The sequence below is a fragment of the Geobacillus sp. PLS 41 genome (assembly GCF_056494105.1).
In genome coordinates this window covers 287301-300780 of sequence record NZ_CM151395.1, presented here as the reverse complement: position 1 = coordinate 300780, position 13480 = coordinate 287301, and the positions used below count along the sequence as shown (strand labels likewise).

Annotated in this window: 6 protein-coding genes, 3 rRNA genes, 1 pseudogene and 2 riboswitches; of the genes and pseudogenes, 9 read left to right on the top strand and 1 reads right to left on the bottom strand. The window is 53.8% G+C overall.

Annotation, left to right across the window (positions count from 1 at the left end):
- The first annotated feature begins 43 nt into the window (after positions 1–43).
- From guaA to rrf, 6 genes and pseudogenes are all read left to right on the top strand, one after another.
- Positions 44–1576, top strand: a complete 1533-nt coding sequence (gene guaA, locus ACVX3G_RS01305; RefSeq protein WP_015373805.1) for a glutamine-hydrolyzing GMP synthase — start codon at positions 44–46, stop codon at positions 1574–1576.
- A gap of 89 nt (positions 1577–1665) precedes the next feature.
- A riboswitch (purine riboswitch) is annotated at positions 1666–1767 on the top strand.
- Positions 1768–1867: 100 nt separating this feature from the next.
- Complete coding sequence (locus ACVX3G_RS01300) at positions 1868–3193, top strand: NCS2 family permease (protein ID WP_015373806.1); 1326 nt, start codon at positions 1868–1870, stop codon at positions 3191–3193.
- 76 nt (positions 3194–3269) lie between these two features.
- Positions 3270–3653: pseudogene (locus ACVX3G_RS01295) on the top strand (GNAT family N-acetyltransferase); the annotation flags it as partial.
- A gap of 275 nt (positions 3654–3928) precedes the next feature.
- Positions 3929–5486: ribosomal RNA gene (locus ACVX3G_RS01290) — 16S ribosomal RNA — on the top strand.
- 654 nt (positions 5487–6140) lie between these two features.
- Positions 6141–9070, top strand: a 23S ribosomal RNA gene (locus ACVX3G_RS01285).
- A gap of 297 nt (positions 9071–9367) precedes the next feature.
- Positions 9368–9484 (top strand): 5S ribosomal RNA (rrf, locus tag ACVX3G_RS01280).
- Together the 16S, 23S and 5S rRNA genes form the textbook arrangement of a ribosomal RNA operon.
- 254 nt (positions 9485–9738) lie before the next feature.
- Here rrf and ACVX3G_RS01275 read toward each other — a convergent pair.
- The gene (locus tag ACVX3G_RS01275; protein WP_011229765.1) at positions 9739–10188 is read right to left on the bottom strand and encodes an Hsp20/alpha crystallin family protein; all 450 of its coding nucleotides are present in this window, start codon (positions 10186–10188) and stop codon (positions 9739–9741) included.
- A gap of 148 nt (positions 10189–10336) precedes the next feature.
- Positions 10337–10438, top strand: a riboswitch (purine riboswitch).
- 110 nt (positions 10439–10548) lie between these two features.
- Here ACVX3G_RS01275 and purE point away from each other — a divergent pair.
- From purE to purB, 3 genes are read left to right on the top strand one after another with little or no spacing between them, the layout of a single operon-like run.
- Positions 10549–11037 (top strand): 5-(carboxyamino)imidazole ribonucleotide mutase, encoded by a 489-nt coding sequence (purE, locus tag ACVX3G_RS01270; RefSeq protein WP_011229766.1) that lies wholly within the window; start codon positions 10549–10551, stop codon positions 11035–11037.
- A complete protein-coding gene (gene purK, locus ACVX3G_RS01265) occupies positions 11030–12178 on the top strand; it encodes a 5-(carboxyamino)imidazole ribonucleotide synthase (RefSeq protein ID WP_011229767.1) in 1149 nt (382 codons plus the stop codon). Before purE ends, purK begins: the two co-directional genes overlap by 8 nt.
- The gene (gene purB / locus ACVX3G_RS01260) at positions 12175–13470 is read left to right on the top strand and encodes an adenylosuccinate lyase (RefSeq protein ID WP_013144127.1); all 1296 of its coding nucleotides are present in this window, start codon (positions 12175–12177) and stop codon (positions 13468–13470) included. The genes purK and purB overlap by 4 nt, the downstream gene beginning before the upstream one ends.
- The last annotated feature ends 10 nt before the right edge of the window (positions 13471–13480 follow it).

Here is a 13480-nt window from a genome sequence, read left to right as displayed (position 1 = left end):
TTTTGGGCAATGGCAGCGTTATTTTTTTGACGGGGTGGAAAACATGAACCAAGAAATGATCGTCGTCTTGGACTTTGGCAGTCAATATAACCAGCTGATTACCCGCCGCATCCGAGAGTTTGGTGTCTACAGCGAACTGCATCCGCACACGATCCGTGCTGAGGAAATTCGTGCGCTGAACGCCAAAGGAATCATTTTCTCGGGCGGTCCAAACAGCGTGTATGATGAACGAGCGTTTACATGCGACCCAGCGATTTTTGAGCTGGGGCTGCCGATTTTAGGGATTTGCTACGGGATGCAGCTGATGGCGCACCATTTAGGAGGTAAGGTGGAAAAAGCGACGCACCGTGAATACGGCAAAGCGCTCATCCAAGTGAAAAACGATTCTTTGCTTTTTCATGGTTTGCCGGACGAGCAAGTCGTTTGGATGAGCCACGGCGATTTGGTGACCGCTCCGCCGGCTGGTTTCGCTGTCGATGCGACGAGCCCTTCGTGCCCGATTGCTGCGATGAGCGATGAACGGCGGAAGTGGTATGGAGTGCAGTTTCATCCCGAAGTGCGCCACTCGGTCTACGGCAATGATCTATTGAAGAAATTTGTCTTTGAGGTGTGCGGCTGCCGGGGCGACTGGACGATGGAAAACTTTATTGATGAGCAGGTGCGCCGCATCCGTGAACAAGTGGGCGGAAAAAAAGTGCTGTGCGCCTTAAGCGGCGGAGTCGATTCGTCGGTTGCTGCCGTTTTGGTGCACCGCGCCATTGGCGATCAACTTACTTGTATTTTCGTCGACCATGGCCTTTTGCGCAAAGGTGAAGCCGAAAGCGTCATGAAGACGTTCCGTGAGCAATTCCAGATGAACGTCATCAAAGTCGATGCGAAAGACCGCTTTTTGGCGAAACTCAAAGGGGTTACGGACCCGGAACAAAAGCGGAAAATCATCGGCAACGAGTTTATTTACGTATTTGACGACGAGGCGGCCAAGCTTGAAGGCATTGAATTTTTGGTGCAAGGGACGCTCTATACCGACATTATCGAAAGCGGCACGGCGACGGCGCAAACGATCAAATCGCATCATAATGTCGGCGGTTTGCCGGAAGATATGAAATTCGAACTGATCGAACCGCTCAATACGCTGTTTAAAGACGAAGTGCGTGCACTCGGCACGCAACTAGGAATCCCAGACGAAATCGTCTGGCGGCAGCCGTTCCCGGGGCCAGGGCTTGGCATCCGTGTTCTTGGAGAAGTGACGGAAGAAAAATTGGAAATCGTTCGCGAATCAGACGCCATTTTGCGCGAAGAAGTGAAAAAAGCGGGGTTGGACCGCGAAATTTGGCAATACTTTACCGTCCTTCCCGACATTCGCAGCGTTGGGGTGATGGGGGATGCCCGCACGTACGATTATACGGTGGCCATCCGCGCGGTGACCTCGATTGACGGGATGACCGCCGATTGGGCGCGCATCCCGTGGGATGTGCTCGAGCGGATTTCAACGCGCATCGTCAATGAGGTGCCGCATGTCAACCGCGTCGTCTACGACATTACAAGCAAGCCTCCGGCAACGATCGAGTGGGAATAAAAACGAACAAAAGACGAACATTTCCAAAGAAATGTTCGTCTTTTTTTCTTGACAGGTCATCTTCAGGCTGATACAATAGCCGTGGAATCATGAATATTGTTGAATTCCGTCGTATAATCCCGGGAATATGGCTCGGGAGTTTCTACCAAGCTACCGTAAATAGCTTGACTACGAGGGATGCGGGATCGGAGAGTGCTTGTTTGTCCTCTCTCTGTTCGTCATTCCTTCCTAGTCAACGCTTCTGGTAGCTGCTAGAAGCGTTTTTTATTTTATGTATAGGAGGGGGCAGACGTGAGAAAGTACTTCCAGTTTGATGAGCTCGGCACGAACTATCGAACGGAGATTATCGCCGGGCTGACGACGTTTTTGTCGATGGCGTACATTTTGTTCGTCAACCCATTTACCTTGTCGTTAGGGGCTGTGAAAGATTTTCCTGACGAACTGCGCATTGACCAAGGAGCCGTCTTTGTCGCCACGGCTTTGGCGGCGGCATACGGGTCGATTTTAATGGGAGTGCTGGCCCGCTATCCAATCGCCTTGGCGCCTGGGATGGGGCTGAACGCTTTCTTCGCCTTCACGGTTGTCTTGCATATGGGCATTCCGTGGCAAACGGCCTTGGCGGGAGTGTTTGTTTCCGGCATCATTTTTACGATTTTATCGCTCACCGGCATTCGAGAAAAAATCATCGATGCCATTCCCGTTGAACTGAAATATGCAGTCAGCGCCGGAATTGGGCTGTTCATCACGTTCATCGGCCTGCAAAACGCCGGCATTATTGTGAATAACGACGCCACCCTGGTCGGATTGAGCGATTTGAAGGATGGCAATACGCTGCTCGCCATTTTCGGATTGTTCATCACCGTTGTTTTAATGGTGAAAAAGGTAAACGGCGGCGTCTTTTACGGCATGGTCATTACGGCTGTCGTTGGCATGATTTTCGGACTGATTGAAGTGCCGAAACAAATTGTCGGCGCGATCCCGGACATTTCCCCGACGTTCGGCGTCGCGATTGAACACTTGCCAGATATTCTTTCGCTGAAAATGCTTGGCGTCGTCTTGACATTCTTTATTGTCGACTTTTTCGATGCGACCGGCACCCTTTTGGCAGTGGCCAACCAAGCCGGACTGCTGAAAAACAACAAACTGCCGCGCGCCGGCAAAGCGCTGCTTGTCGATGCGACAGCAGTGATGGTGGGGGCGGTGTTTGGCACATCGACGACGACATCGTACATCGAATCGTCAGCCGGCGTCGCCGCCGGAGGACGCTCTGGGTTTTCGGCCGTTGTGACGGGGATTTTGTTCTTGCTGGCGCTGTTCTTCTCCCCGCTCCTGAGCGTCATTACCGCACCGGTCACCGCACCAGCGCTCATCATCGTCGGGGTGTTGATGGCTTCGTCGATCGGCGAAATTGACTGGAAAAAGTTCGAAGTCGCCGTGCCGGCGTTCTTCACGCTCATCACGATGCCACTTTCCTACAGCATCGCCACTGGGATTGCCGTTGGATTCATCTTCTACCCGATCACGATGATTTTAAAAGGCCGCGGCAAAGATGTTCATCCGCTGTTGTATGTGCTATTTGTCGTCTTTATCTGCTACTTCGTCTTTTTGCGGGAATAGTAACGGAGACGCAAGACTGTTCCAAAAGGCAGTTTGGATAGCCTTTCGGAGCAGTCTTTTTTGTATGTCTTAAAAGGTCGGTCAAGGATTGCAGAAATTTGCTGCTGGCAATGGTTTTGAGGCAGGGATTTGGCATCGTGGCCAATTGGCCGGTGTCATTGGAATTCATTATATTGATCGAGTGAATCGAAAAACGAGCATTGGCTACTGGCTTGGCGAATCGTTTCAAGGAATGGGATTGATGACGAAAGCATGCAAGGCGTGCATTGACTATTTGTTGGTTGAGCAGGGGATGAATCGTGTCGAAATCCGCTGTGCGGTAGAAAATCAACGGAGCAGAGCGATTCCTGAACGGCTGGGATTTACGAATGAAGGGACGATTCGAGATGCGGAGTGGCTTTACGATCATTTTGTTGACCATGTTGTGTACGGGATGTTAGCAAGAGAGTGGAAGAGATAAGAACAAAGCGGTTTTGATTTGAAAGAAAAAATCTTGAATGAACAGTTGACACATCAAAACAGAGGTGCTATATTAATAAAGCCGTTTCGGTGCGGCGAAAAAAAGCAAAAAATGTGTTGACAAAAACAAAAAAAGGTGATATATTATAAGAGTCGCTTTCGAGGAGGCGAATTCCTCGAACAAAGAAAGAATAGCTCGTTCCTTGAAAACTGAACGAAACAAAGCGCAACGAAAAGCTGAGGCCGCATTGGCCAAAGCAAAAGCCAATCAACTTTCTTTTGGAGAGTTTGATCCTGGCTCAGGACGAACGCTGGCGGCGTGCCTAATACATGCAAGTCGAGCGGACCGGATCGGAGCTTGCTCTGATTTGGTCAGCGGCGGACGGGTGAGTAACACGTGGGCAACCTGCCCGCAAGACCGGGATAACTCCGGGAAACCGGAGCTAATACCGGATAACACCGAAGACCGCATGGTCTTTGGTTGAAAGGCGGCCTTTGGCTGTCACTTGCGGATGGGCCCGCGGCGCATTAGCTAGTTGGTGAGGTAACGGCTCACCAAGGCGACGATGCGTAGCCGGCCTGAGAGGGTGACCGGCCACACTGGGACTGAGACACGGCCCAGACTCCTACGGGAGGCAGCAGTAGGGAATCTTCCGCAATGGGCGAAAGCCTGACGGAGCGACGCCGCGTGAGCGAAGAAGGCCTTCGGGTCGTAAAGCTCTGTTGTGAGGGACGAAGGAGCGCCGTTCGAAGAGGGCGGCGCGGTGACGGTACCTCACGAGGAAGCCCCGGCTAACTACGTGCCAGCAGCCGCGGTAATACGTAGGGGGCGAGCGTTGTCCGGAATTATTGGGCGTAAAGCGCGCGCAGGCGGTTCCTTAAGTCTGATGTGAAAGCCCACGGCTCAACCGTGGAGGGTCATTGGAAACTGGGGGACTTGAGTGCAGGAGAGGAGAGCGGAATTCCACGTGTAGCGGTGAAATGCGTAGAGATGTGGAGGAACACCAGTGGCGAAGGCGGCTCTCTGGCCTGCAACTGACGCTGAGGCGCGAAAGCGTGGGGAGCAAACAGGATTAGATACCCTGGTAGTCCACGCCGTAAACGATGAGTGCTAAGTGTTAGAGGGGTCACACCCTTTAGTGCTGCAGCTAACGCGATAAGCACTCCGCCTGGGGAGTACGGCCGCAAGGCTGAAACTCAAAGGAATTGACGGGGGCCCGCACAAGCGGTGGAGCATGTGGTTTAATTCGAAGCAACGCGAAGAACCTTACCAGGTCTTGACATCCCCTGACAACCCAAGAGATTGGGCGTTCCCCCTTCGGGGGGACAGGGTGACAGGTGGTGCATGGTTGTCGTCAGCTCGTGTCGTGAGATGTTGGGTTAAGTCCCGCAACGAGCGCAACCCTCGCCTCTAGTTGCCAGCATTCAGTTGGGCACTCTAGAGGGACTGCCGGCGACAAGTCGGAGGAAGGTGGGGATGACGTCAAATCATCATGCCCCTTATGACCTGGGCTACACACGTGCTACAATGGGCGGTACAAAGGGCTGCGAACCCGCGAGGGGGAGCGAATCCCAAAAAGCCGCTCTCAGTTCGGATTGCAGGCTGCAACTCGCCTGCATGAAGCCGGAATCGCTAGTAATCGCGGATCAGCATGCCGCGGTGAATACGTTCCCGGGCCTTGTACACACCGCCCGTCACACCACGAGAGCTTGCAACACCCGAAGTCGGTGAGGTAACCCGCAAGGGAGCCAGCCGCCGAAGGTGGGGCAAGTGATTGGGGTGAAGTCGTAACAAGGTAGCCGTACCGGAAGGTGCGGCTGGATCACCTCCTTTCTAAGGACGAAGAAAAGCGGAAGCGCCGTAATTTCGCCTAAAGGCAGCCCGCGTCCTGCGGGCAACGGCGAAATATCGCCATCCTGGCGATCTCGAAGCCAAATGTTCTTCACCCGCAGGGGTGCTTGCACCCCGAGGGGGAAGGTTATTTGGCAGAAGAGAGCCAGGCGCTGGAGCTAGACATCAGTCGTTATTCAAAGCAAAACGCGCTTCTGTTTCGTTCAGTTTTGAAGGAATGAGAAATTCCTTCAGTTGCTTTGCGTCTGCGTCTACAAGTGAATTCAGAGAAGCTGGATTCCTCGGCGCAAAGCTGCAAGGAAGCTGTTTCAACGTAGTTGCTTTGCGTCTGTGCCTGCGTCTGCTAGCAGGTTCGGGGAAGCAAGATTCCTCGGCACAAGACTGCAGAGAAGTGAATTCAAGAAATAGTCTCGTTTGCGTCTGCGTCTACAAGCGGATTCGGAGAAGCCGAATTCCTCGACGCAAACCAGCGAAGAAGCAGGTTCAAGGCAGCAACTTTGCATCTGCGTCTTCTAGCAGATTCGAGGAAGTGGGATTCCTCGATGCAAGACTGCAGAGAAGCAAATTCAAGAAGCAGTCTCGTTCCTTGAAAACTAGATAACCGGAAAAGCAAAGGAAGAAGCCGAGAGCGCAATAGGTTAAGCTGGAAAGGGCGCACGGTGGATGCCTTGGCACTAGGAGCCGATGAAGGACGGGGCAAACGCCGAAACGCTTCGGGGAGCTGTAAGCAAGCGTTGATCCGGAGATGTCCGAATGGGGGAACCCACTGTCCGTAATGGGGCAGTATCCATGCCTGAATCCATAGGGCATGGAGGGCACACCCGGGGAACTGAAACATCTTAGTACCCGGAGGAGAAGAAAGCAACCGCGATTCCCTGAGTAGCGGCGAGCGAAACGGGAACAGCCCAAACCAAGAGGCATGTCCTCTTGGGGTTGTAGGACCGCTCACGATGGGAGTGAGAAAGGGACGGGGTAGACGAACCGGTCTGGAACGGCCGGCCAGAGAAGGTGAGAGCCCTGTAGTCGAAACTTCGTTCCCTCCCGAGCGGATCCTGAGTACGGCGGGACACGAGGAATCCCGTCGGAAGCAGGGAGGACCATCTCCCAAGGCTAAATACTCCCTAGTGACCGATAGTGCACCAGTACCGTGAGGGAAAGGTGAAAAGCACCCCGGGAGGGGAGTGAAAGAGAACCTGAAACCGTGTGCCTACAAGTAGTCAGAGCCCGTTGATGGGTGATGGCGTGCCTTTTGTAGAATGAACCGGCGAGTGACGATGGCGTGCGAGGTTAAGCCGAAGAGGCGGAGCCGCAGCGAAAGCGAGTCTGAACAGGGCGTGTGAGTACGTCGTCGTCGACCCGAAACCAGGTGATCTACCCATGTCCAGGGTGAAGGCCGGGTAACACCGGCTGGAGGCCCGAACCCACGCACGTTGAAAAGTGCGGGGATGAGGTGTGGGTAGGGGTGAAATGCCAATCGAACTTGGAGATAGCTGGTTCTCCCCGAAATAGCTTTAGGGCTAGCCTCGGGTTTGAGAGTCTTGGAGGTAGAGCACTGATTGGGCTAGGGGCCCCAAACGGGTTACCGAACCCAGTCAAACTCCGAATGCCAACGACTTATGCCCGGGAGTCAGACTGCGAGTGATAAGATCCGTGGTCGAGAGGGGAACAGCCCAGACCGCCAGCTAAGGCCCCGAAGTGCACGTTCAGTGGAAAAGGATGTGGAGTTGCCGAGACAACCAGGATGTTGGCTTAGAAGCAGCCACCATTTAAAGAGTGCGTAATAGCTCACTGGTCGAGTGACTCTGCGCCGAAAATGTACCGGGGCTAAACGTGCCGCCGAAGCTGCGGGATGACCGTTGGTCATCGGTAGGGGAGCGTTCTAAGGGCAGAGAAGCCAGACCGGAAGGACTGGTGGAGCGCTTAGAAGTGAGAATGCCGGTATGAGTAGCGAAAACAGAGGTGAGAATCCTCTGCGCCGAAAGCCTAAGGGTTCCTGAGGAAGGTTCGTCCGCTCAGGGTTAGTCGGGACCTAAGCCGAGGCCGAAAGGCGTAGGTGATGGACAACAGGTTGAGATTCCTGTACCACCTTCTTCCCGTTTGAGCGATGGGGGGACGCAGGAGGATAGGGCGAGCAGGCGGCTGGAAGAGCCTGTCCAAGCCGTGAGGCTGATCCGCAGGCAAATCCGCGGATCATAAGGCCAAGCGGTGACGGCGACGGAGTAATCCGGAAGTCCCCGATTTCACACTGCCAAGAAAAGCCTCTAGCGAGGGAAGAGGTGCCCGTACCGCAAACCGACACAGGTAGGCGAGGAGAGAATCCTAAGGCGCGCGGGAGAACTCTCGTTAAGGAACTCGGCAAAATGACCCCGTAACTTCGGGAGAAGGGGTGCTCTTTGGGGTGAAGAGCCCTGAAGAGCCGCAGTGAAAAGGCCCAAGCGACTGTTTATCAAAAACACAGGTCTCTGCGAAGCCGAAAGGCGACGTATAGGGGCTGACACCTGCCCGGTGCTGGAAGGTTAAGGGGAGCGCTTAGCGGAAGCGAAGGTGCGAACCGAAGCCCCAGTAAACGGCGGCCGTAACTATAACGGTCCTAAGGTAGCGAAATTCCTTGTCGGGTAAGTTCCGACCCGCACGAAAGGTGTAACGACTTGGGCGCTGTCTCAACGAGAGACCCGGTGAAATTATACTACCTGTGAAGATGCAGGTTACCCGCGACAGGACGGAAAGACCCCGTGGAGCTTTACTGCAGCCTGATATGGAATTTTGGTATCGCTTGTACAGGATAGGTGGGAGCCTGGGAAGCCGGAGCGCCAGCTTCGGTGGAGGCGACGGTGGGATACCACCCTGGCGGTATTGAAATTCTAACCCGCACCCCTTAGCGGGGTGGGAGACAGTGTCAGGTGGGCAGTTTGACTGGGGCGGTCGCCTCCCAAAAGGTAACGGAGGCGCCCAAAGGTTCCCTCAGAATGGTTGGAAATCATTCGGAGAGTGCAAAGGCACAAGGGAGCTTGACTGCGAGACGGACAGGTCGAGCAGGGACGAAAGTCGGGCTTAGTGATCCGGTGGTTCCGCATGGAAGGGCCATCGCTCAACGGATAAAAGCTACCCCGGGGATAACAGGCTGATCTCCCCCAAGAGTCCACATCGACGGGGAGGTTTGGCACCTCGATGTCGGCTCATCGCATCCTGGGGCTGTAGTCGGTCCCAAGGGTTGGGCTGTTCGCCCATTAAAGCGGTACGCGAGCTGGGTTCAGAACGTCGTGAGACAGTTCGGTCCCTATCCGTCGCGGGCGGAGGAAATTTGAGAGGAGCTGTCCTTAGTACGAGAGGACCGGGATGGACGCACCGCTGGTGTACCAGTTGTCCCGCCAGGGGCACCGCTGGGTAGCTATGTGCGGACGGGATAAGCGCTGAAAGCATCTAAGCGTGAAGCCCCCCTCAAGATGAGATTTCCCACCGCGCAAAGCGGGTAAGATCCCTCGAAGATGACGAGGTCGATAGGTCCGAGGTGGAAGCGTGGCGACACGTGGAGCTGACGGATACTAATCGATCGAGGGCTTAACCTAGCAAGAAAAGTGGAGGCCGCCCGCTTATCGGCGAGGTGCGCTGGAGGGCCTGCGAGGAGGCTCGAACCAAGCGAAGCTTGGTTCTGCGTGGGTGGTGCCACAGGAGCGTATGCAATGTGTCGCCGCCGCAGCAGGACCGAAGCGTCGCGAGCCGATGGCGGCCGGAACTAGACAGCGAAAAGCGCAGGCGAGCGGCTTCTTCCTGAGCACGGTTATCTAGTTTTGAGGGAATGAACTTCCTTCTTGACATTGTTTGTTTTTCAAGTATAATAAATGATGTCAAAATCCAAATGCTTGCCTAGTGGCTATGGCGGAGGGGAAACACCCGTTCCCATCCCGAACACGGAAGTTAAGCCCTCCAGCGCCGATGGTAGTTGGGGCCAGCGCCCCTGCAAGAGTAGGTCGCTGCTAGGCAGGCAAAAAAATGAGGGAGCTGAATGGTTCTCTCATTATTTTTGCCTAATGGGAAATGAGTCATTTTGAATGACGCCATTTTCAATCCTCTCCCCCAAAATGTAAAGCGTGATCATCGTTTCCTAGACCCCCTTTTTCATAAAAGCGATAGGAAACGGAAACTCGCGTAAGGGTGTCCTGTACGGCATGGACACCCTCTTTTTTTACTTTTTTTGGAAAGGCAGGTATCTTCTTTTTTTGCACTCGTGGGGAGATTATTCGCTTTTTTTGATGACAATTTTCTTTTTCGGCTCGTCAGGGATAAGTCGATGCAGGTGGATGAACAACAGGCCGTTATGGTATGTTGCTTCGATGCGGTCCTCTTTGACGGCGAACGGCAGTGGGATTGTTTTTTGGAATTGGCCTTGGAAAAGGCCTTCTTCTACTAGCTCAAACCCTTTGAAGTTTAGATTAATGGTTGCCTTCACTTCCAACGTTTTGTATGATACATACACTTCTGCATCTTCGATTTTTTCGAGCCCCGGGAGGCTGATGACAACGAGTAGCTCGTTGTCTTTTTTGTAAATGTTCATGCCGGATGATGGTTTGTTTGAGTTTGATGACGGCAGCAACGGCTGGATGCTTCCCCAAAAATCATTTTGGAAAAATTGCTGCCAATGTTTTGTCCAATCGGAAAACGGCATAAATGGATTTTCGTTGGTCATAACGTCTCCCTCCTCCGCTCCTTCATCATATGCCGTCTTCTTCGTTTGGTGATTCAAAAAACACGAACATTTGCTTTGGTGAAATACTAAATGTTCGATTTTTTCCTTGACACGCCGAAAAAAAACCTGCTACTATAAAGGTAACTTCATAGTGTATGAGAAGATCCCTCATATAATTTTGGGAATATGGCCCAAAAGTTTCTACCCAATCACCGTAAATGATTGGACTATGAGGGAAAGGATCGGTTTTGGCTTTTTTTCGATCAGCAACTGTCAAAGCCCAGAACGATGCTTTCCCTCGTTTATGAACGGGAACGCATGTTCTGGGTTTTGTTGTGCTAGCAAAAGGAGTGAAACGGTATGAGCCCGCTCGTTGGGGTGATCATGGGAAGCCATTCGGATTGGGAAACGATGAAACATGCTTGCGCCATTTTGGCGGAATTGGGTGTTCCGTTTGAGAAAAAAGTCGTATCGGCGCACCGGACGCCGGATGAGATGTTTCGGTATGCGGAGACAGCCGAGGAGCGCGGCATCCGCGTGATCATTGCCGGCGCTGGCGGAGCGGCTCACTTGCCGGGGATGATCGCGGCGAAAACGACGCTGCCGGTGATTGGGGTGCCCGTGCAGTCAAAAGCATTGAATGGACTTGATTCGTTATTGTCGATTGTGCAAATGCCAGGCGGGGTGCCGGTGGCGACGGTGGCGATCGGCAAGGCGGGGGCGACCAACGCCGGACTGCTCGCCGCATCGATTCTTGGACTGCTTGAGCCACGCTATATGGAGGCGCTCAAAGCGCGGCGGGAAGCGATTCGCAAACAAATCGTAGAAAGCAGTGATCAATTTGACTAAGCAACGGATCGTTCCTGGGCAGACGATCGGCATCATCGGCGGGGGGCAGCTCGGGCGGATGATGGCTTTGGCGGCGCGCGAGATGGGTTTTCGCATCGCCGTGCTCGACCCAACGCCTGACTCCCCGTGCGGGCAAGTGGCCGATGTGGAGATTACGGCGCCTTATCATGATTTGGACGCCATCGCTGAACTGGCCCGCGTGAGCGATGTCATTACGTACGAATTTGAAAATATCGATGCGCGAGCGCTTGAGTGGCTGGAGGCAAACGCCTATGTCCCGCAAGGAAGCCGACTGCTTGCGGTGACGCAAGACCGGGCGCTGGAGAAAGCGGCGATCGTTGATGCCAGCTTGCCGGTGGCGCCCTATGTCGAAGTGAATGGAGCGGAGGAACTTGAACAGGCCGTTCAGACGATCGGTTTCCCGTGCGTCTTGAAAACGCGGCGCGGCGGCTACGACGGCAAAGGACAATATGTGCTGCGCGGCGAAGGCGATCTAGCCAAAGCGGCTGATTTGCTTGGGCTTGGCCCATGCATTTTGGAAGGCTGGGTGCCGTTTGTGAAGGAAATGTCGGTCATTGTCGCCCGCAACCTCGATGGTGAGACGGCTGTTTTTCCAGTGGCGGAAAATATTCATATCGAGAACATTTTGCATCAAACGATCGTTCCGGCTCGAATTCCGGAAAGCGTGCAAGAGCGGGCCATTCGCTACGCGGAAGTGTTGGCCGCATCGTTTTCGCTCGTTGGGACGCTGGCGGTGGAAATGTTTTTGACTGCGGACGGGGATATTTATATTAATGAGCTGGCCCCTAGACCGCACAACTCCGGACATTATACAATCAATGCATGCGCGACGTCGCAGTTTGCCCAGCACATCCGCGCCGTCTGCAACTGGCCGCTCGGATCGACCGAATTGTTGAAGCCGGCGGTGATGGTCAATATTTTAGGCGAGCACGTCGAGCCGGTCATTCGGCATATCGGTGCGTTCGACGGGGGGACCTACGTCCATCTGTACGGCAAACACGAAGCGAAGCCGAAGCGGAAAATGGGGCATGTGACGGTGCTGGCAGACGATGTCGAGGCGGCGTTGGCGAGAATCGAATCGTGGCAAATTTGGCATGATCGGAGGCTGGAACGAGGATGATTGAACGTTACACAAGACCGGAAATGGGAGCGATTTGGACCGAGGAAAACCGCTTTAAAGCATGGCTTGAGGTGGAACTGCTCGCGTGCGAGGCGTGGGCCGAGCTTGGCGTCATCCCAAAAGAAGATGTCCGCCGCCTGCGTGAAAACGCGTCGTTTGACGTCAACCGCATTAAGGAAATCGAAGAAGAAACGCGCCACGATGTCGTCGCCTTCACCCGCGCCGTTTCTGAGACGCTTGGGGAAGAACGAAAATGGGTGCATTATGGTCTCACGTCGACCGATGTCGTCGATACGGCGCTCGGCTACTTGTTAAAGCAGGCGAACGCGATTTTGCGGCGTGATTTGGAAAACTTCATTCAAGTGCTGAAAGAGAAAGCGCGCGAACATAAATACACGGTCATGATGGGGCGCACGCACGGCGTTCATGCCGAACCGACGACGTTCGGGCTGAAGCTGGCGCTTTGGTATGCCGAGATGGTGCGAAATTTGGAGCGGTTTGAACAAGCTGCCAAGATGGTGGAAGTAGGGAAAATTTCCGGCGCAGTCGGCACGTACGCCAACGTGGATCCGTTTGTGGAGCAGTATGTGTGTGAAAAACTCGGCTTGACGCCGGCGCCGATTTCGACGCAGACGCTGCAGCGCGACCGCCACGCTTACTATATGGCGACATTGGCCTTAATTGCGACATCGATTGAAAAATTTGCCGTCGAGATTCGCGGCTTGCAAAAAAGCGAAGTCCGCGAAGTCGAAGAGTTTTTTGCCAAAGGACAAAAAGGCTCATCAGCGATGCCGCATAAGCGCAATCCGATCGGTTCGGAAAACATGACCGGCATGGCGCGCGTCATTCGCGGCTATATGGTGACAGCGTACGAAAACGTGCCGCTTTGGCATGAACGCGACATTTCCCATTCGTCGGCCGAGCGCATCATTTTGCCGGATGCGACGATTGCGTTGAATTATATGTTGAACCGATTCGCGAATATCGTGAAACATTTGCTTGTGTACCCGGAAAACATGAAAAAAAATATGGAGCGCACGTTCGGGCTCATTTATTCACAGCGAGTCTTGCTTGCTTTGATCGACAAGGGGATGACGCGCGAGGAGGCGTACGATTTGGTGCAGCCGAAAGCGATGGAAGCGTGGGAGAGACAAGTGCCGTTCCGCTCGCTTCTTGAAGCGGATGAGCGGATCATGAGCCGGCTGACGAAAGAGGAGCTCGATGATTGTTTTGATTATCGCCATCACTTGAAACATGTCGATACGATTTTTGCCCGCTTAGGGTTGGAGTGAGCGGCCGCCG